Source organism: Haloarcula sebkhae, assembly GCF_014647415.1.
Classification (GTDB): Archaea; Halobacteriota; Halobacteria; order Halobacteriales; family Haloarculaceae; genus Haloarcula; species Haloarcula sebkhae.
The window spans coordinates 35,334-53,949 of the sequence record NZ_BMPD01000010.1 but is presented as its reverse complement, the minus strand read 5'-3'; the positions used below and the strand labels follow the sequence as shown (position 1 = coordinate 53,949).

General features: G+C 55.7%; 25 protein-coding genes and 1 pseudogene. 21 read left to right on the top strand and 5 right to left on the bottom strand.

Annotated features, from left to right (window positions below):
- The first annotated feature begins 48 nt into the window (after nucleotides 1-48).
- The 6 genes from IEY38_RS19855 (at nucleotide 49) to IEY38_RS19830 (ending at nucleotide 4,625) form a co-directional block, all read left to right on the top strand.
- On the top strand, nucleotides 49-1,086 hold the full coding sequence (locus IEY38_RS19855; RefSeq protein WP_188980546.1) for a hypothetical protein: 1,038 nt from the start codon (nucleotides 49-51) through the stop codon (nucleotides 1,084-1,086).
- 52 nt (nucleotides 1,087-1,138) lie between these two features.
- Nucleotides 1,139-2,017, top strand: a complete 879-nt coding sequence (locus IEY38_RS19850) for a beta clamp domain-containing protein (protein WP_188980544.1) — start codon at nucleotides 1,139-1,141, stop codon at nucleotides 2,015-2,017.
- Nucleotides 2,018-2,138: 121 nt separating this feature from the next.
- Nucleotides 2,139-2,402, top strand: coding sequence for a hypothetical protein (locus tag IEY38_RS19845; protein WP_188980540.1), 264 nt, complete (start codon nucleotides 2,139-2,141; stop codon nucleotides 2,400-2,402).
- 46 nt (nucleotides 2,403-2,448) lie between these two features.
- Entirely contained in the window at nucleotides 2,449-2,658 is a 210-nt protein-coding gene (locus IEY38_RS19840; RefSeq protein ID WP_188980531.1) for a hypothetical protein, read from the top strand.
- A gap of 180 nt (nucleotides 2,659-2,838) precedes the next feature.
- A complete protein-coding gene (locus IEY38_RS19835; RefSeq protein ID WP_188980529.1) occupies nucleotides 2,839-3,798 on the top strand; it encodes an ArdC family protein in 960 nt (319 codons plus the stop codon).
- A gap of 74 nt (nucleotides 3,799-3,872) precedes the next feature.
- The gene (locus tag IEY38_RS19830; RefSeq protein WP_188980527.1) at nucleotides 3,873-4,625 is read left to right on the top strand and encodes a hypothetical protein; all 753 of its coding nucleotides are present in this window, start codon (nucleotides 3,873-3,875) and stop codon (nucleotides 4,623-4,625) included.
- On the opposite strand, the gene IEY38_RS19825 is transcribed toward IEY38_RS19830, so the two are convergent.
- Complete coding sequence (locus IEY38_RS19825) at nucleotides 4,610-5,476, bottom strand: HNH endonuclease signature motif containing protein (RefSeq protein ID WP_188980525.1); 867 nt, start codon at nucleotides 5,474-5,476, stop codon at nucleotides 4,610-4,612. The genes IEY38_RS19830 and IEY38_RS19825 overlap by 16 nt on opposite strands.
- Before the next feature lie 100 nt (nucleotides 5,477-5,576).
- Between IEY38_RS19825 and IEY38_RS19820 the strand changes: the two genes are divergently transcribed.
- On the top strand, nucleotides 5,577-6,518 hold the full coding sequence (locus IEY38_RS19820; protein ID WP_188980523.1) for a DUF6610 family protein: 942 nt from the start codon (nucleotides 5,577-5,579) through the stop codon (nucleotides 6,516-6,518).
- Nucleotides 6,519-7,017: 499 nt separating this feature from the next.
- On the opposite strand, the gene IEY38_RS21715 is transcribed toward IEY38_RS19820, so the two are convergent.
- Together IEY38_RS21715 and IEY38_RS21885 are read right to left on the bottom strand one after the other, a co-directional pair.
- Nucleotides 7,018-7,140, bottom strand: coding sequence for a hypothetical protein (locus tag IEY38_RS21715; RefSeq protein WP_268238781.1), 123 nt, complete (start codon nucleotides 7,138-7,140; stop codon nucleotides 7,018-7,020).
- 57 nt (nucleotides 7,141-7,197) lie between these two features.
- Nucleotides 7,198-7,479, bottom strand: a pseudogene (locus IEY38_RS21885) (HNH endonuclease); the annotation flags it as partial.
- A gap of 200 nt (nucleotides 7,480-7,679) precedes the next feature.
- Between IEY38_RS21885 and IEY38_RS19810 the strand changes: the two are divergent.
- The 5 genes from IEY38_RS19810 to IEY38_RS19790 all read left to right on the top strand — a co-directional run bounded on the left by IEY38_RS19810 (nucleotide 7,680) and on the right by IEY38_RS19790 (nucleotide 10,876).
- Nucleotides 7,680-8,360 (top strand): hypothetical protein, encoded by a 681-nt coding sequence (locus tag IEY38_RS19810; RefSeq protein ID WP_188980519.1) that lies wholly within the window; start codon nucleotides 7,680-7,682, stop codon nucleotides 8,358-8,360.
- A gap of 35 nt (nucleotides 8,361-8,395) precedes the next feature.
- On the top strand, nucleotides 8,396-8,860 hold the full coding sequence (locus IEY38_RS19805; RefSeq protein ID WP_188980517.1) for a hypothetical protein: 465 nt from the start codon (nucleotides 8,396-8,398) through the stop codon (nucleotides 8,858-8,860).
- Between the two features lie 38 nt (nucleotides 8,861-8,898).
- Nucleotides 8,899-9,666 carry a hypothetical protein gene (locus tag IEY38_RS19800; protein WP_188980515.1) on the top strand — a complete coding sequence of 256 codons (768 nt, stop codon included), beginning with the start codon at nucleotides 8,899-8,901 and terminating at the stop codon, nucleotides 9,664-9,666.
- Nucleotides 9,663-10,190 (top strand): hypothetical protein, encoded by a 528-nt coding sequence (locus IEY38_RS19795; RefSeq protein ID WP_188980513.1) that lies wholly within the window; start codon nucleotides 9,663-9,665, stop codon nucleotides 10,188-10,190. The genes IEY38_RS19800 and IEY38_RS19795 overlap by 4 nt, the downstream gene beginning before the upstream one ends.
- Before the next feature lie 134 nt (nucleotides 10,191-10,324).
- The gene (locus IEY38_RS19790; RefSeq protein WP_188980510.1) at nucleotides 10,325-10,876 is read left to right on the top strand and encodes a hypothetical protein; all 552 of its coding nucleotides are present in this window, start codon (nucleotides 10,325-10,327) and stop codon (nucleotides 10,874-10,876) included.
- 300 nt (nucleotides 10,877-11,176) lie between these two features.
- Here the strand turns inward: IEY38_RS19790 and IEY38_RS19785 are convergent, their stop codons facing one another.
- Nucleotides 11,177-12,565, bottom strand: coding sequence for an ApeA N-terminal domain 1-containing protein (locus IEY38_RS19785; protein WP_188980508.1), 1,389 nt, complete (start codon nucleotides 12,563-12,565; stop codon nucleotides 11,177-11,179).
- A gap of 194 nt (nucleotides 12,566-12,759) precedes the next feature.
- Here IEY38_RS19785 and IEY38_RS19780 point away from each other — a divergent pair, with 194 nt between their 5' ends.
- The 9 genes from IEY38_RS19780 (at nucleotide 12,760) to IEY38_RS19740 (ending at nucleotide 18,042) form a co-directional block, all read left to right on the top strand.
- Nucleotides 12,760-13,050 carry a hypothetical protein gene (locus IEY38_RS19780; RefSeq protein WP_188980506.1) on the top strand — a complete coding sequence of 97 codons (291 nt, stop codon included), beginning with the start codon at nucleotides 12,760-12,762 and terminating at the stop codon, nucleotides 13,048-13,050.
- Nucleotides 13,047-13,361 (top strand): hypothetical protein, encoded by a 315-nt coding sequence (locus IEY38_RS19775; RefSeq protein WP_188980504.1) that lies wholly within the window; start codon nucleotides 13,047-13,049, stop codon nucleotides 13,359-13,361. The genes IEY38_RS19780 and IEY38_RS19775 overlap by 4 nt, the downstream gene beginning before the upstream one ends.
- The gene (locus IEY38_RS19770) at nucleotides 13,352-13,558 is read left to right on the top strand and encodes a hypothetical protein (protein ID WP_188980502.1); all 207 of its coding nucleotides are present in this window, start codon (nucleotides 13,352-13,354) and stop codon (nucleotides 13,556-13,558) included. The genes IEY38_RS19775 and IEY38_RS19770 overlap by 10 nt, the downstream gene beginning before the upstream one ends.
- The gene (locus IEY38_RS19765) at nucleotides 13,555-13,785 is read left to right on the top strand and encodes a hypothetical protein (RefSeq protein ID WP_188980500.1); all 231 of its coding nucleotides are present in this window, start codon (nucleotides 13,555-13,557) and stop codon (nucleotides 13,783-13,785) included. Before IEY38_RS19770 ends, IEY38_RS19765 begins: the two co-directional genes overlap by 4 nt.
- Before the next feature lie 57 nt (nucleotides 13,786-13,842).
- Nucleotides 13,843-14,046, top strand: a complete 204-nt coding sequence (locus IEY38_RS19760) for a hypothetical protein (RefSeq protein ID WP_188980498.1) — start codon at nucleotides 13,843-13,845, stop codon at nucleotides 14,044-14,046.
- A complete protein-coding gene (locus IEY38_RS19755; RefSeq protein WP_188980496.1) occupies nucleotides 14,039-14,254 on the top strand; it encodes a hypothetical protein in 216 nt (71 codons plus the stop codon). Before IEY38_RS19760 ends, IEY38_RS19755 begins: the two co-directional genes overlap by 8 nt.
- A 418-nt stretch (nucleotides 14,255-14,672) precedes the next feature.
- Entirely contained in the window at nucleotides 14,673-15,359 is a 687-nt protein-coding gene (locus IEY38_RS19750; protein ID WP_188980494.1) for an SWIM zinc finger family protein, read from the top strand.
- Between the two features lie 55 nt (nucleotides 15,360-15,414).
- The gene (locus IEY38_RS19745; RefSeq protein WP_188980492.1) at nucleotides 15,415-16,314 is read left to right on the top strand and encodes a transcription initiation factor IIB; all 900 of its coding nucleotides are present in this window, start codon (nucleotides 15,415-15,417) and stop codon (nucleotides 16,312-16,314) included.
- A gap of 798 nt (nucleotides 16,315-17,112) precedes the next feature.
- Complete coding sequence (locus IEY38_RS19740; protein WP_188980490.1) at nucleotides 17,113-18,042, top strand: hypothetical protein; 930 nt, start codon at nucleotides 17,113-17,115, stop codon at nucleotides 18,040-18,042.
- A 279-nt stretch (nucleotides 18,043-18,321) separates the two neighbouring features.
- Here the strand turns inward: IEY38_RS19740 and IEY38_RS21445 are convergent, their stop codons facing one another.
- Complete coding sequence (locus IEY38_RS21445) at nucleotides 18,322-18,537, bottom strand: hypothetical protein (protein ID WP_229775395.1); 216 nt, start codon at nucleotides 18,535-18,537, stop codon at nucleotides 18,322-18,324.
- Between the last annotated feature and the right edge of the window lie 79 nt (nucleotides 18,538-18,616).

Below are 18,616 nucleotides of genomic sequence, written 5' to 3'. Positions count from 1 at the left end.
ATCTCCGAGTTCAGTGCAAAATTTTGTGTTCCTCTGTCGGGTGAGAGGATGGCTGACTTGACACTCGGTACGTTCGGAGACGGAGACAGCGCCGACAACGACCTCGATCCCGATGCTGCAAGCATTGCCCGGTGCGCGACGACGTGTCGTGCCCCTGACCGTGACGACGGCAGTTGGGCAGCCCCGGACGAGGACTGGGGGCTGGCAACGCAGCGGCCGGTGTCGTCGATCAACACGTCGGCTGGTCGAGCAACCAAACAGCAAACGCGGTGGGCCGTCGACGGGGACGTCGGGGCATATGTTGAACAGTACGCGACCGGCGACCTGCTGCAAATCCCAAACACGTACGGCGAGTTCAGTTCGGTCGATACTCGAGTCACATTCGTCGATGGACTCGCTGACAGCTACGGGTACGGGATTGACGCCCAAGCACTGGAAAAGGCATTCCGGGTCCTCACTGGTGGTGGCCGATACACTGCGTCGCAATATACCGCCATCCCGTGCGGGAAACAGCCGTGGGTTCTGACGGGGCCAGAAGGGACGCTCCTGTGTAGTTGTATGCCCGTTGAGCGGCCGGAGGACTCATACACGAGGGAGCTCCGGACGTCAGAGACGACCCTGCAGATCGAGGAGCAGAACCAAACAGTTCGTACGGGGGCCGCTGAGTTTGCCCACCTGCTGTCCGACGCTCTCGGTGTCGATATTGAGGAGGTGAGGTACTCGACTGTTAGAGGGGACACCCAGCACACATTCGTCGGAGAGGAGGATAAGTACACGATCAAGGCTGGTGACTTAGCACAGTTGCATGGGTTGACACCCGATCCATCCGTCATCCAAGGGGGAGTCAGCAGTGGAGTCCAGCCCCCAGGTAGTGACGATCTAATCTCAGTTGAATGGGACGGCCCCGACCATCCGGTTGGATATCTCGACGAGGGAGATGTGGTCGCCGGCTACGAATTTACTTGGGAGCAGCCCGAGGAGTCGCTGGAAGACGTTGCAGTCGTTCGAGAATATCGGATAACACAGAACTACTCACGTTGGATAGTCGACTATCGCACCCATCGCCTCGCGTCGGTCGTTCCCTGACGTTGACGCCGCCCCATTTTGTGCGCCCTCCGGGAAGTGGAGGGTAATCGAGATGTCACAGTCCACAGCGGCCAGTAGCACCGAAGCAGCAACCACAGACGCCGAGGAGAGCATCCCAGAGACCTCGGCGGCTGACGAGACGCAAGCAGACATAGACAGTACGGACCTGCTAACGCTTGATGCGCTGAAGCATCTCCAGATTAGCGGCGAGGTTCAGCTGTTTGAGCGGATCTTCTCGGCGGCTGGCACGGTCACAGACAAGACGCGACTGGGGATTGCAGAGTCGGGAATCGCCATCCGGGCGGCCGATCAGCAGGGACACGCGATGGTCGACCTGCGTGTTTCTGGGAGTTCATTCAGCACCTTCGACGCGGGGACGGGGACGTTGGGAGTGGACGTCGGACGAGTTCGAGATGCACTCTCGATCGGCGATGCAGGCGACCTTGCACAGTTCGCACTCGATGCAGCGAATAGCACACTGGAAATCAACATCGACGGCATAACGCGCACCATCGAGCTTGATCCGGTTGAATCGCTCCGCTACCCCGTTGAAATGCCGGATATTGACATCCCGGCAACCGTCCACCTGAGTCCAGACGACATATCCCTCGGTCTCGATGCAGCAGATATGCTTGACGACCGGTTTGACCTCTCCGTTGACCCGGAATCCGGAGAAATGCAGTTTGCCGCAGACGGTGACACTGACAGTATGACGTACCGGAGGGAAGACACCGATCTAATTGCCTTCGAGCCTGCGGATGTCGAGGTAAAACTGGACTCGTCGCTCGTCAAATCAGCGAACGCTAGCCTTCCAGACGGCACGAATCGGGTGTTACGCATCGGCAACGAGGTCCCGCTCGTGCTGAAATCAGAGTTCCCTGACGCCGATGGAGCGATGCAGTTCGTGATAGCGCCGAAGCTCCCGAACTGACTCGGGTTCCCGTGGTTTTGCAGAAACGGTGGTGTGTCTTAACCAACAGCGACCGCCATACTCTTCCATTGTTGGTTAGCGCTAATTTTGTGTCTCCCCGGTCGAGTGAGGGATTTCCTTCATGGACCCGACCGAAACAGTTCCAGACTACGAGCGCTTCGAGCGTGAACAGATCGCCCAGGACCGCGACCGGCAGCGTCCCGATACTGTCGAGATCGACGAGCCACGAGGCCGTGAGGTCGTTACTGGTCTACTCAATGAGGGTATGGTTGAACCTATCCCTGAACACGAAGTCTTGCAGCACGTTCCATCCGGGCAGTGTTTTGACTCCGACATGGCGTTGGTGTACTTCCACAAGGGCTGGGAGGCTAGAAGCGAGGAGTAGACAAACGCGAGAAACTATTTATCAGAAGACGCCAATATGAATTATAATGCTCCGATCCAGAGCTGAAAGACTAGTTGACTGGGTTACTGGCTGCACATTTGGGGCGATTGGCCTTGTCCTCATGATGCCTTACTTCTTTGCAGCAGTGTCCGGCATACCAATTAATACGGATATAGGAAGCATGTGTGCCCTTGGATTCTTTATCTGTCTTTATGCACAGATGGAGATTCGCGGACTGCCAGTGTTTGGAATCTAATAACCACTGATTTATATCCTCTCGCGGTTGCGGAATGAAGTCACAGCATCGGCAGGTACAGCGAATCAGTGACTCCTTCCGCCTTCTGGAGCGATACGGGTCCCAACGTCAGTAGTCAATTTTCTGTCCCCCAGTGGAGGTGCGGGGGCGTGTCCGAGAGCGCGTCCCGGAGATAGATCAATGTCAACGATACAGTCAGATACGCCGGAGCAGTCCAGCCAGCAGACCACTTGCACCTTCGACGATTCCGACTCCCGGGACGAGGAGATGCGTGACAAACTCGATGCGTGGGTCGAGGATCTCGTCGACCTCACGAACGAGGCCCAGGCCAGCGAGCAGTTCCAGCAGTGGCTTGACGTGCAATCAAAGTTCCACGACTATTCGGCCCGGAACACGCTGCTCATCAAGCTCCAGTGTCCCGAGGCAACCCGGGTCGCCGGCTACAATACGTGGCAAAATGAGTTCGACCGGTACGTCCGGAAAGGCGAGGACGCCATCTGGATCTGGGCTCCAATCATCACGAAGAAGTGCCCTGCGTGCGGAAACTCGCCGTCGTATCACGAGAACACGGACTGTGAGTACGATGAGACAGACCCCGAGCAGTGGCGTCGAGGGTTAGTCGGGTTTCGGCCAACGTCGGTATTCGATATCTCCCAGACCGATGGCGAGCCGCTTCCCGAACTGGAGACAGAAGCCCACGGCGAACCAGATGGACTTGTCGAAGACCTGTTGGACGCCACTGACGAGATCGGCGTCGACGCGAGAATCGTCGCTCCCGAAGAATGGAAGCATGGGTCTGCAAGGGGCGTTTGCGAGCGTCGGAGCGTGACGACCACGAATCCGATAGTGGAAGCAATCGACCGGGATAATCGGGCCGCTCTTGCGAGTACACTGATTCACGAGTTCGCACACGCCGATCTTCATTTCGATGTTGAGGATGAGGCGGAGCGGTCGAAACGCGAGGTCGAGGCTGAGGCAGTTGCCTACGTGGTCAGTCGCCACTTTGGGCTGGACCCCGACAACTCGGCGTTCTACCTCGCGGCGTGGGACGGTGACGCTCCCGAGACGTTACGGGACCGGCTGGACCGGATCTCATCGACTGCAGCGGATTTGATCGATGCCGTCGAAGGTGACAGCTGAGAGGGAGCGGTGTCTTTCCAGTCGTGCTTGAGAGCCATATTTTGTGACTCCCCTTGGGAGTGAGGGAGTCCAAGATGCGTTCAACAGCAGCGTCGGGCGGCAGCCCTGTCGGACAGTTTCTGAGTGTCTTAGCAGAGTTACGTGACCAGATCGGCGGGCCGTACTACCTCGGAGATGTCAACGGTCGGTTAGAGTGGCCCGACCGGGGAGTCTACTTTTTCTTCTCGCCAGCAAGCGACCTTCGCGCAGCGACAGCGGTCGACTGGCGACTCTCCCGGATCGGCACCGTCGGTGTCAGTGCCGGCTCGTCGAATACGCTCTGGAACCGACTCAGGCAACATCGTGGGAACGTTCGCGGGAAGTACGCCGGCGGCGGCAACCACCGAGGCTCGATTTTCAGGTTGCACGTTGGACGGGCACTGATCGAGAAGCACGGCTGGCACGACGAGTATCCCCACTGGGGCGAGCAAAATCCCGACGCCGAGACGACTGCTGTTCGCGAGCAGGAACACGAACTTGAACAGCGTGTATCGGAGTATATCCGTGATCTGCCGTTTCTCTGGGTTGACGTTCCGGGCGACCCCGGACCCGAGTGTGACAGAGCGGTAATCGAAGCGAACACCATCGCGATGGTATCGCATCATCGTCGATCCGCAGGACCGTCAGACCTCGATTGGCTTGGATATCACTCGCCGAAATCTGAGGTGTATCAATCTGGGTTGTGGAACGTGCGACACGTCTCTGACGAGTTTGACCCCTCTGTCGTGGACCAGTTGTCGGCGTATATTTCGTCAACAGAAGCGCTGGATCATCAATCGCGAATCTGAGAACGGAAGTGGTTCCGAAGCGAGAACCCAGTCCGCTCAACGACGAGTCCGTAGGCAATCCCAGCTAGTGGCGCGATTACGGGGACCCACGCCGGTACTGACGGCTCCGCCGAGAAGACCTGCCAGAGTGCAGCATACATGCTGACTACGTAGGCGGACGCAACGGCTGTCGAGAGCCGCCATCGGACTCCGGTCACGAGCCCTGCCAGCGGAAGGCCGTAGAACGCTACGTCACTCACAAGCGGGGGCAAGAAAGAGGCGACAGCAATCGCACAGAGATATGCCAGAACCATCGCTGTCCCCCCGATGGACGCGAAGAGCACCCGACTCGATATAGCACGCTCGTCGGCAGTGCCTCCCTGGTCGGACTGCTCGTCGCTCCCCTCCGTCGTCGGGCGGTCGGTTGGAGTCCTCGTCGACCGTGGAATGTGGTTGACCTCCAAGCGGGAGGACCCTCGGGACTGCCCCGCCTGTTCGGTCACGTCAGTCTCAGTTTCCTCAGTCCTTGGGACGTCACTCTGCAACGGCAGGACTCTATGGGTGTCCTCTTCGGAACCGCCGGCTGGCTCTTGTGTAAGCGACTGTGGGAGGTTCAGACGGCCCTCCTGCTTGACATCGTCCTCACAGGTCGAGCACACTGTCAGTAGGTTCGTGGTTTTGTTCGTCCCGCCGTTCTCGGCAGGGATTCGTCGCAGGACCTCCAACCCTTCCGAGGGGTACTGCATCTCACAGTTGGCGCAAGTGTTGTTGTCCAACTGCTTCCGGAAGACGAGCCTGTAAGGCCAGTCCGGAGGGTAGTCGCCCCGGTAGCTATCAGGGTCGTCGTATTGTGATTCGATGCCTTCCTTCATTCTGACAGACACTTCCTCTCGTCTCTGTATTTAAGGCGTGGGGTCGTTTTTTGCCGCGCCTGCCAGCTGGGCGCGCCGGTGGGCGCGCTCGGTGATTTCGATGTCTTCTGAGGCTCGACACTCTTGGTCAGCGGCGGCTATCGGCGATGCACAGCGGGCTGAGTACATCGGGTTCCTTCATCGCGAGCCCTTCGTAATCGATGCTTACCGTCTCGGATTCACCGTCGGTGTTCGCGAGGACTACTCGTATCAATCCAAACTTCGGAACGTTGAGGTCCCGATTGAGATTCTAGACAACGACTTCCGGAATCCAGATTTGGACCGGTATATCAAGCGCTTCGAGCAGTCCGAGCCGTCGATTGGGATGCTTGGCGACGCATACGACCGACAGGAGGCAAGACGGTACAACCAAGCCGGACGGGAACTGAAACGGAAGTTTCCGGGGACTGAGGTCATCATCGTTCCGAAATGCCACGAAGCAATCGACGTAATCGACGAGGACATGATACTCGGCTACCCAATGGGGTATTCTGACCAGACTGCCGACGAGTACACGGACATCGTGGACTGGCGGGGGCGGCGCGTGCATCTGCTGGGAGCAAGTCCGACAAAACAGTATCCAGTGATCGAGGAACTAACACAACCGCGCGTGACCGGCGAGGAGCCAGCCGATATCGTTGGTGTGGACTGGAACGGGGTCCACTTAGCGGCACTTCACGGGGAGTATTTCTCACCACACGGCTACGGGAGTGCGGACCATCTCTCGATCCGAGAGACGGTTCGAGAGAGTTTGCGACACATCCGGTCATACTGGAAATCCCGGGGTGTGTGGCCGACCGTGGAGAAAGACCGGACCCCGCTAACAGCGGAACCGATGGACCCCGTCTGGGCTGCTGACGGTTCGAGAGCGACTGTGAATGGCCTTGAGGATGCGATTGTCGTTGAGTACGAGAACGGACAGACGCTCGCGTACCGGAGCGAGCACGAGCGAGACAGAGTGGAATACCGGGCCGGACTCACTCCCACTGAGGTTCACGATTAGACGCGGTACTGACGCTGAGGCTCTTACCAGACTGGATAAAACAGTGTTGTCTGAGATATGTAATAAGCGCTGGCGATGTGTACTGTGCACGTGTCCCCCACCTAGTTAGCATACAATTTCACCAACTCAAATTGCTCAGTACAGAGTGCTCATTGAGCGACTGAATCGAGCTACATCGACCAGAATGAGTCATCGTGAGACAGTTTACTTCTTTTTGTGGTCAATGTTTGAGTTGCACCGCAGCAAATCGGTTGTGAACATTTCTATGACATCCAGTCTTAGCGTCATCGCAGTATAGACTTATTATGCTCCAAGCCTGAATTCCAAGTGGCATAGGACGGGCCCCAGAATTGCTGGGTGCCCTACTTTACGTTCGCCAGCAATTGCTAAGTCGTCACATGTAGTGGTGAGTTCTTTGCGCAGCGTACTCGACATCGTCTCGATCGGTAAGCTGCTCCTCCAAATGGCGAACAGTCCCCATCGGGATGTGGCGGCCTTGCTACGGCGTGTTGTCGTCGATATTGACCAGCGGCTCGACTCTCTGGCCGATGGCCGCCTCAGTTAGTGCGGGGAAGATTTCGTCCCAGAAGTGTCGGAACCACCGAAACTCAGAATCAGACATATCTCCTGTCGAAATGAACCGAATTGTCGGCGCGATCTCCCGCTCTCCGTGCTTCGCCTCGTGACAGTCCCGGCAGAGTGAAGCGATATTGCTGTGGAGGCTCGAGCCGCCAGCTCCTTGCGGTACAATATGATCAGCGTCAAGATGCGAGGGCTGCTCGTCGAAAGCTGCCCGGCAATTGAGACATCGATACCTGTCTCGTCGGTGGGCTTCGAGCTTGGTCTGGTACGTATCTCTTCTGAATTCATTCGCTCCGATCGTGTTGTCTGATGACCGCTCCTGATCTGGTTCACTTGAATTGTTCTCCTGATCTGATCGACGCGAGTTTTCAGTACTCATCGCTATTGGTGTGTCGAGCCAGTTGAAACCCGAGTGGTCTATGGCGGGCCCCGGCAGGCGATTTTATTACGCTATCGCCGTTCGACATCTAACTCCCGCGGGAGATCCTTTAAAAAACGTTCGCTGAGGGTCACAAATTGTGGACAAATATGATATGTTATTGAACCGAACAATTTTGTGTTCCTCTGGTGGCTGAGAGGATGACGACAACTAATCCGAGTCAGACGCAGGACGGACAGCTAGACCAGCAAGCCGGGTTCGACTTCAGCAAGCCCGGCCAAGAGCATGAAATCGAGGTGTCGTACACTTGGAGATACGTTGACCGCATTTATATGGACGACAACAGGGAAGTCGTCCGCTCACAGGACACCGATGGCTACTACGGCAACGATGAATCGTTCGAGTGTACTTGTGGGGAGACATTCGGTTCCGAGGCGGACGCAAAAGCACATCTCCGAAGTGAGGGCTTCCGAGGGCCGCCCGTGCCGGTCGCCGGTCATCCAGAGGAGTTGACTTGGCAAAACGAGACATCGAGCGTGTTCGAGGGGCAGGTGGAATGCGTCCCGGATGTGGCGAACTCAGCTGCCAAGGTTGTTGACGGTGCTGAGTTCCTGATCGCAACGGCCCGGACAACGCTGACGCCGCCAGCAGACCACGAGTTCGACAGTTGGGAGCCACTGCAATCTGGCCGCCTATCGAACCACCACGGCGACCCACTGTTCTCGGCACGGCTCTTGTCGAAGGCCATCGCGACGCTTTCGACCGGCCATCAGTACGTTCCAGAGCGATACACCCTCTACTTCCGGGGGCACACAGCACTGTACTTAGAAGGACCGGGAGGTGGGATTCTCATCGCTGAGCGGCTCCCCAGTCTCGACTAGCACAACAATTTTCTGTTCCTCCGGCGGGCGAGAGGATGAGAGAACACACATCCGAAGCCAGTGACGGATCATCCACGAACAGCGACGAACCGACTTTCGACGAGCAACCAATTCCAGTCGTTAAGCCACCGTCGCCGTTTGTCTGGAAGGATGAAGTAGTCTCTGCGTTCGATGGCGCTATCACCGTTCGTCCGGAGTCTGCTCGCTATTCTATAGCCGGAAAAGTCGTCGACGGTGCGGAGTATCTTGTTGCGACGGCCCGAGAGACGTTCACCCCTCCAGCCGACTACCAGTTCAAGTCGTGGGACGTGCTCCAGTCCGGTCACCTTGCCCTCCGGTCAGGCGAGCCACAGTTCCCGCCAGCGGACGTGAGCCGTGCAGTCGCCACGCTTGCGAAGCATCCTGCGTACCAGCCAGAACGATTCACGATATTCTACAGGGGGTGTGAACCAGTATATATCGAAGGCCCAGACGCTGGCATTGTCATCACCCCCTGGTGACTCGATAGCGGTTTTGTGTTCCTCCGGTGGGTGAGAGGATGTCCACGCACTCAGCGTTGACGCGAGCACAGTCATTCCAGCATCGCCCGCCAGCGGAGACAGAGCAGTGCTCCTGTCCGATCCACGCCGATGGAGACCCGTTCACCGCCCCTCTGGGGATTCGGTTTGCCGATCATGTCGGCGTCGAACCAATCGACAGGGACACCGCAGCTGCCGTGTACGAGTCCCACCACTCATATATGGGGTCGCTGCCGTCGGTCAATCTCGCCCATCACGGGCTATACTTCCAAGACTCACTCGTTGGAGCTATCACGTATCGCTACCCACTGATTTCGAAGAAGCGAATCCGATACGGCGTCGACGGCCAGCTCTGTCCCGAGCCAGTCGAGATCGACAGTCTTCCTGCAGAGATTCGAGCGACCGCCCGGCGAGTGCTTCCGTCGACGGACACACCAGTCGTTGACAGCGAGGTGATTTCTGGCGACTCGCTTGTTGAGGCCGCGCGGATCTGCATGGGCGTTCAGATGCCCAATCTTGCCTCAGCAGCGCTGGCTCGCTCTCAAGAGCGCTTCTTGCAGGCTGACGACCGCGACACTCGATTTCTCCTAACGTGGGTTCGCTCGGATTATGACGGGGCGATGGTTCGAGCACTGAAAGACAAGGGCTGGACCTGTACGGGCTACCGAGAACCAGGGCAGGCAAGCAACCGCGAGGACAAGCCGATTCGAGAGCGCTACAAATGGCGCTTTCTGTGCCCCGTGGACACTGCTCGCGAACAATCAACACTTGCACGGTGGTCCCGATGAGCGGCGTCCAGCCCGAGGCAACGGCCGAGTACTGTCGATTCTGTGGAGACCGAGCTGACATCTCCGGTGAGGCGTTCACCTACGTCCGGTGGCCCGATGAAGTCGACCAAGAGGATGGCGTATTCGAGTTCACGATTTGTCGGGACTGTGCGCTTCAGGACCGCGACAACGTTGAGCAGGCGGTGTCGCTCTTCCACGAGGCAGATAGAGACCATCTCCTCACCTGCGACGTCTGTGGGGCCGTTGGCTGTGGGTCTGCTAGTACTCGCCGTCCAGCAGCAGAAACGTATCGGCTCGCAAGCGTCATCCCCTGGTCGGTGAGCATCAACGGCTTCGACGGAACAGCGACCTCTTGCATTGAGTGCAGTCCTATCGTGACGGTTGACTGTGTGAAACGTCCCGACCGGACATACGACGAGGAAGTGCCCCATGTCGTCGAGCCACCGTTTGACTCAGCTACGAAAACGGCAAACGATGCTCCAACAGACAGTGAACAGGTTGTGATCGGTGGGTGGATTGAGTAGCCGGCGGTAGTTCTCTGGAACCGGCGAGCCTGCTCACTTACCAATGAGCAGTACATCTGAGTAGAGTGTCAGATTCAAGTAAAAAGACCATCCGCAGCCAGCAGTATTAAATGTGAGTATAGATAGGTAAAACTGTGTCAAGCCGCCCAGAGCCAACAAAAAACAGTGGTAGAAATTTTATTGCTGAGAATGAGAGTCCGCAGTTAGAGTGGAATGGAACTGTAAAGAAAGAAGAAAACAGCTATTCGGCAGATTTTATAGCTACAAATAGCAGACTAATTTTCTCACGTGGAGAGGGTCACTTCAAAGATTTAGGTCTAGAAAGCATTGAGTCAGTAGAGACAGGGGTAGGCACAAGAACAGAAAGAGAAGGAATTAGTCCAAATGTGATCATAGCTGCTAGTGTAATCTCAATTCTTGGTGGACTGGGCTGGCTTGCTTTTCTCTATCCTGGTGTATTTAGCGCTATACTCGGTAGTATTTTTATTGCGCTGGGTCTTCAGGGACTCCGACACGGAATAGGCAACTATGACGAATTAAAAGAAAATATGGACATCTCAGAGTACCGAATTTACAATGTAATTCTTAGGACAAGCCCTCAGAGTAAATTTTCAGAACCTCTTCACATTGAAACGCGAAAAAATATTGGACCGGATCTAAGCAGAATAATACAGGAAAAATCTTAAAAACCGAATCATACGATCATACTTCTACTCTTCACTTTGGAAAGTGACCTACATCTTTGTTGAGATCCTCGGTGTCCGAAAGGAATGGGGTGCTGAATACAATGCGTGAATGCAGCATGTCGCACGCCGAGAATCGGGGTCGCCTGATTCGGTCAGCATCAGCGGATATTGACCTTAGTTCAAAGACTGAATAGCGGTAACCGTGAAACACGGCAAACATTTTATATTCACTCTCGAATCCACCGACATAGCATTGATCAAGCAATGGAACCGGCAGATGATTGGAAGACTTCGAAACGCTTAGAATCCAGCTTGATCCCCGTTTATTTCCAACCGGTCTGTTAGGTCCTGGTGTCGAGATGCCAGTGCATTAGGAAGGTGATCTGCTGGCACTCCGATTTCTCTGGCTAACAATGCTTCTAATACTAATTCAAGCTTCTTGGACAGCATATAGTGTTCGTTTGGTGTCGCCTCAATAGAGCCGTGAGCAACTTTATTTCGTTGAATCCGAGCTTCAGATGCCAACTCTCCGGTGTCAAAGAATGTCTCGATAAGTTCCTGCTCCGATTCAATTAGTTTGACCAGTTTATCCTTGATGGAAAGGTCGTTAGCCACGTTTTCCAGCAGTCCGTGCATCTGTGCTTGTATATCTGTTCCATCAGGTACCACCTCCATGATATCTGATCTTATTTCGTCGAACTCTTTTTCCTGTAAGTAAGTTTCATCTGGGTGCTTTGATTCATATAAGGCCTCGAGCGCAATCACAGTGGTAAGGAATCGAATCCTTGGTGAAAGATTCGAGCGATGTATCAGCAATCGGTAGTTCTGGTGCACTTCTGAAGCACTCTCACAGTGGTTCAACCAGTTCTGAAGTGTGGACTCAAAATCAGTATGCGTCGGGCGAAACAGGTACTCAGCTCCAGAAGAAGACCGGTCTTTAGTGTAGTCTAACAGAGTGTAGTACATGTCCAGTGGCTTTTGATCCAGATCAGTGTAGAGCTGGACTTTATCGGGGTAAATCCCGGTCCCAATCGCGAATGAAAGGTACTCTAAGGCACGGTCACCGCATTCCGACAGGGTATTGACCGATGCTTCATCACTTGCTATGACTCTGAGAACACCTACCGTCTCCATCTCAGTCGAATTACCGCCTGTCGAAATCCTACTGTAATTTGAAAGCTTGACTTCTAAATCCCCAAGATCCGCCACATATTCTTCGGCACCTGTTGCTGCGTAGACTGCCTCAATTTCTCCAAAGTCAACGGCTTCTTCCACTGACTCCCTGTCAATCACCGGTCTTACTGTTGAAGCGTCCGTCCAAGCCGGAATTTCGTCTACGAAGAAATCCACTCTCTCAAACGAGGGGTTTTCAGACAGGTGCTCTCCAACCACCATCGTTTGGGCAAGATACTCCTCAGATTTGCTGTATCCGCCAGAAACTGCGGAAGTGATAGTTGCATTCAATACGGTCACCGGCCCATCCTGACCAAGATCACCGTGCAACAGAGGATAGTCCTTCGACAATTCCATCCTCAACAGCTCCTCATCTTGCTCTCCCTCAAACGGCAGTTTCCCATTCAAACTGAGAGACACTCCTTCTGTTGGTGTGAAGCTCACTTCTCCACTAACCCTTTCCGACGAAGCACCAGGAACCCACCAATCACCACTACTCTCAAAACCTTCCATCATACCCCCGGAAAACACGCCTAGATGAAAACGCTTGCCACCAGTATATTCAGCTCAAACCGACAAGAAACGACTGTTAATTATGCAGTCTTATTGAGCAGGTATTTCAGATAACACGGTCTGCAAAAAACGCCATCCACAGCAGTGGTGAGGCCCAATTTTGTGTTCCTCTGGTGGGTGAGAGGATGTCTCGAAATATGTCCTGCAGTCGTTCGGAAGGCCCGTCTCAGCCAACCACTCCGAAGTTCGTCGAGTCCATCGCGACAACCGTTCAAGGGCAGTCCGAGAGCGCCGATCTTGAAGCAGTCGTCCTCCGTGCGGTGGCCCAGCAGTCGGACAGCATTGCCCTGCCGGATGTACTCGAACTTCGCTCGCTTCTAGACGTCGACGGTGAGCAGGCAGACACTGTAGAGGAACAAGTCACGACCATCGTCAGCGCCATCGAAACAGAACTCGCTGGCTGGGACCGCCGGGAGGTCCTCCCATGACGCCAGCAGGAACAGCCACTCTGGGCGATTTCGGCGCTGGTGGCCCGCGTTCGGACACGTTGATTGACAAGCAAAGCGCGGCACAAGAGGCCGCCGTCGGTGAATGGGAATTTCTCGCTGTCGGCAACGACACGATTGGCTGGCATATCCCCGACACCGGGGCCACAGTCCTGCTCAAGCGAAGCGACACTGGATGGAAACTCGAACGAGCGACCAAACTGGTCGGGACGCGACGCACACTCGATGCTGGGCTGGATCTTGCCAGCTCATACATGGCAGACCGACCGGAGGGGGCCTCGGCATGGCGATGATCGAGCGCGAGCAGTGGCATCATGAAGAACGCCAGCGTGTTGGGGCAGCACTGGCACGCGCTCGGTTCTGGCAGTCGGTTGTGCCACACAAGGTCGGCTTCTGGGAGGCCGTCGACGAGACGCTTCTAGCTCACTACCCTGACTGTCGGTACAGGCGTAGGACAACGCTCGATGATTTCCGGGAGGATGCCACATGAGCGACCCAATTCTCGACAAACTCCCTCCTGAACGGCTGTTAGACGCCGACCACCTCCAGCCAATCGTCGCTGGCATCAACTGTATGCACTCCATCGAAACGATCAAGCAGTATCTCGCCTACGAGAATCAGCACGAGAGCCGGACGCCAGTCCAGTCTCATCTCCGATTGCGGGCACGCGAAGTCCGTCGTGATGAATCGGATGCCGAGGAGAAAGCCGTCGCGTAATTTCTGTGCCCCAGTGGGGTGAGGGGCATCCCACTGAGGGCGCTCTACATACCGATTATGAGTGAAAACAAGACAGACGAGACGACTGCACAGCAGTACGACAACTATCCTGATCCCGACGCTATCATTCACTTTGGCGATGTCTCGGAGGCACTGGTCGAGTTAGTCGAGGAAACGCTGGAGACTTCCGAGGACCTGTCGACCTCCCGCGATCCATTGACCGAAACGACGCTACTCGTCGAGGAGGTCGACAATGAGTGACGGCCACCTGTTCATCGTTGTCGAGGGGATTGGGCCAGCTGACTTCCCCGAAAACGAGGCGAGTGCCACCAAGCAAGACGAGGCTGTTGCTCTCGCGAACGATATCCACGATCTAATTCGTGAAGAGTACGGCAAGGAGGATATCGAGGGCGTCATTCCAGTGGTCAATCCCGATGCCCACGAGCAGATGCAGGTGACCGAGCTCTGACCGGGCGGTGAGAAGGCAGTTTCTTCAGCCATGGTGCTGGCTGCAACGCCTGCTCAGTAAGCGTGCGTATGCACCATCCCCCAGCCCTTATATCAGGATAGCACATACGTATCCTCCATCATGTATTCCACTCTACAAATTGGGCTTGAGGGGTCGGGAAACCCGATAGACTTTCTTATGGCCGCGGCAATCTGGGTCGGTGTTTTTGTCGTCGTCCTCATTCTCGGCAAGTTAGTTGCTTCCCTTGTTTGATCTGAATGGTATTGACATCTGGTACCAGTGGGTTGGTCGATATACTCTCTGTACTGCCCACTTCTGCCCGATAGTAGACTTACGTCTTCACAAACTCTAATCCTCGAATTTTCTGCGCCCCTGTGGGGTGAGGGGCGTCCCAGAGAGGGCGTGCCGCTTGTCATTCATGGCTACCACAGAATCCAGTAGCGACGCCGGCAGCATCGACGAGAGCGACATGGAGGAGGCTGGCCCGAACAGCCGCACTGTTTCGGCGCTGACCGAAGTGATGACCGTGATGGACTCGGTTGGTCGGGCACGAAACGCTGACGACCTCTTCCTGGTCAACTCTGGCTCTGGTTCAGAGTACCTTGTCGACGCTCGAACAGGGAGTTGCGAGTGCCCGTGGAAGCAGTACAATCCCGGAAAGGAGTGCAAGCACGAGAAGCGAGTCGCCTTCGCGACCGGCGAGCGACCGATCCCACAATGGGTGGACGACGAAGCATTCGACGACCAGTTCGGTATGCACGTCGACGGCGAACCTCGAAAAGCGGTCGCTGACGGTGGGGTCATGCAGGTTCGGTTCAACGACGGCGGCGTCACAGACCCCAAAGAGGACCCATTGGCCGTCACCTCAGAGGATGAACCGCGTACGAAGCGAGCGAAACGGGAAGATATGGATGTCTCCTTTCTCACAAAGCCCGGTCGCTACGAGGTCCACTCGGCGTCAGAGAGCCGGTACGAGGTTGACGTGCTTGAGGAGACATGCAGTTGTCCCGATACCGCCGAGCGATGCAAGCACCGTCGCCGGGTCGAGATCGAGATCGAAGCCAAGCGAGTCCCGCGCCCGGATGGAAAACTGCCCGACGCCTGACCGGGCGCCACAGCGTATTTTCTGAGCCTCCAGTCGGGTGAGAGGTATCTTCTCAATGTCTTCCCAACCTGTCCAGACAGAGCTCTTTGCAGTTGCACAGGGCTGTCCCGAGTGTGGCGGCACGCTCGATAGCAGTGGGCGGGAAACGTACTGCGAGAACTGTGGCCTGGTGACCGAACAGGATCAGATCGACTACGGGCCGGAGTGGCGAACGTACAATCGGGCGGAACAGAAGCGGACGGGTGCTCCCCGGACGGCCACTCGCCACGACCGAGGCCTGTCGACGAACATCGGCTCGGCTGAGAGTGCAGATGTCTCTCCGAGACGGCGTCGACGGCTTGCTCGCCAGCGGCGGCTCCACGGTCGGTCGAAGTACTCCAGCAAGCGCGACCGGAATCTTGCCCACGGGCTCGGTGAAGTCCGACGCATTGCGAGTGCGTTGTCTGAGAGTCGGTCGGTGAAAGAGCAGGCATCCACGTTCTTCCGGGAGGCCCAGGATGCGGACCTGCTAATCGGACGGTCGATTGAAGGCGGTGCAGCGGCCGCTGTTTACGCTGCCTGCCGATGCAACGGGCTCGTGACGATGGATACCGTAGCTGACGTTGCTCGGTGTTCCGACTCACGTATATGGAACTGCTACCGGACGCTCCTCGTGGAACTCGAACTCTCGATTCCGGTATCGCTCCCGGTGGACTGGGTGGCACGGATTTGTTCGGATCTCCCGCTTGATGTTGCGCCGGAGGTTCGACAGCAGGCACTCGAACTGGCAGAGCGGGCAACCGAGTCCGCTGAGGTCAACGGGCGACCGGATGGCGTTGCAGCCGGCGCTCTGTATCTTGCTGGTCGGGAGTCAGACATCCGACTCACACAGGCGACGATCAGCGAACCGCTGGATGTGCACCCAGAGACGATCCGCCAGTGGTTCCAGCAGATCGAGGAACACATCGTTGACTGAAGCGTCGTGACGGGCTGTTTTGTGTGCCCCGATGGGGTGCAGGGCGGGCCAGAAAGCGCGTCCTGAGAGAGAACGTATGTCTGTAACTGATACTCCCGAATCGGCGGCACAGCACGACTCCGAGACTGCTCTTGGGTCGGTCCCAGCGCTACGGTCGCCAACGAAGGTCGTATCGTTTGTCGAACGAGTTCTCGTCGAGCTTCGCCACGAAGCGCTGGCTGCTCGGTATGTGACCGATCTAGGGCAGGAAGGGGAGAAGACAATCTGGTGTCGGGTCGAGCACACGCAACTGGACGTCGACGCGGAGTATGTTCAGATTCGGGACGATCCACGAGTAGGTGTTGCTATGGAACCGTGTTCGCGAGCGACGGTTCGGAGGCGACTGTGCCAGTGTCTTGACCACGACCGGTCTGGACGTGTTGATGTCCGGCCACTGGCCGTCATACAAGTGAGTGATGACTGAGTTGTAGTTCGGGTAGACTATTGATACTTAAAACACGCTTCCTGTATCCAGCACTTGTATTTGAAAGGAATCCAGTGTACACTCTTTGCTGCCAAACTGAGGCTTCTGGAAAGACTCTGTATATTTTGAGAATAGCTCGTAGCTAGACCAGTCTAACACTCCAATTTCTTCAGGCACGGCATTAGCGGGTGGCTGCGAATAGCAGTTGAATGGCCTGTCGACACTCACTGACTGTAATCAACAACAACTATTATTCCTTCTAGTACCTCAACTGTGCCGTGGCTTCAAACACATCCCCATGGAGCTGTAAGATCTCAGATCTTACTCCATGTCACTTGCCGAAGGTCGAAGAAGATCTTCGTGAATTGAATCTCGTCGGCGTTGATCATCATGGAGATACCCCGTACCCAGCGAGTGCGCGCAAGGATGATTACGAGAAGCGTACTGCAAAGGGTGAAATCAACTCGCTCAACAAAATGGTTGAGCAGAAAGGCCGGATTGCAGTCCAATATAATTCATATCGCGGCGAAACAATCGTTGGGCACGTCTCTGAGAGTGATCACGTTCATATTGTTATTTATAAAGCCAGCGAGCGGGTCGCTCACAAAACCGTCCCTCCGCGGACTCGACTCATAAATGACGAGTTTGCTGACGTCGATATCACACAAGATGATATTCTGCCGCTCAAAGCTATTAAGTACGACCCAGTAAGGGTCGCTACCGCTGAAGATTATCCGGCACTCTACAACGAAGCACCTCGCAATCCTGCTTGTCGCGCAGACGTCTTGGATGGGAAGGTCCGTCCAGCAATTGATGGAACCGGCCGCACACCGTCGGCCTCGTCACTGACCAGAAATGAGGTTGAGGTGCTGGCAGAAGAGTGGCTTCGACGGACTGACAAAGTTCCGTTCGATCAGATCGCAAATACGATTCCCAGAGGTGGGAGAAACAAAGATATTGAAAATCTAGCTGTGACACCAGCTGACGAATTAATATTCACCCAAGTGACAAAATCTGACGATAGTTCAACGGTACAACATAAAGCTGAAAAGCTTCGCGACTTTGCTCTTGAGTACGATCTGGCGGGTCAAGCTGTTGACCGAAGTCTCGCGCAAAAACATCTCTATATGTTTGCCTTCAAAGACGAAGTAGCGAAGGTGGATAGCGAGGTTCCCGATGTCAATTTTTTCACGTTGGAGACACTCTACGAAGACTGTCAGGACTGGGAGACTACCGCCGCAATGCTGGATCAAATGCTCGGGTAAGGCCCCTGACAAGATTTATCACAGTGTTAGTTCGTCCTCACTGATGCCCAACAATTGTTCCGAAACCTCCTCTAGAGCCAGGCTGTCGCTCCTCGATCCACCGTAAGCCGTCTACAACTGCTCAAGTTTAGGCCTGTTCTCGCATTGGCAAGTCGAGATCGCCGAGAGCAGCGTACTGGCGAAGGACACAGAGATGTGGTCAGATGGTTGTCGCCTGGAAGACCTCGCAGTTGCACCAGCCAGCGTGGATCCCGTTGGGATGCTCTGCCAGTGAGCAATTCACGGGACAGTCGTCGTCGACGGAGACAAGGAACAGGTCTGGACAACCCCCTCCGTTACATCGACATCGGCATCGAGCGCAGCGTTCCACGTTGCTGACCGGTCGTCACGAATCTGCCGGAAATCAAGATCGCGGGTCCCGCTGGGCTGGCGGGATATCCACTGGTCTGGGGGCGCACACTCGCTAGTCGTGGTGGCGGACTCGGCTGTTTTCATAGTGAGTCCTCGTACTAACACATATATACTCAAACAGCAAGAAAGTTGCTATAGAGGCAACGAGAAGCGAATTTTGTGT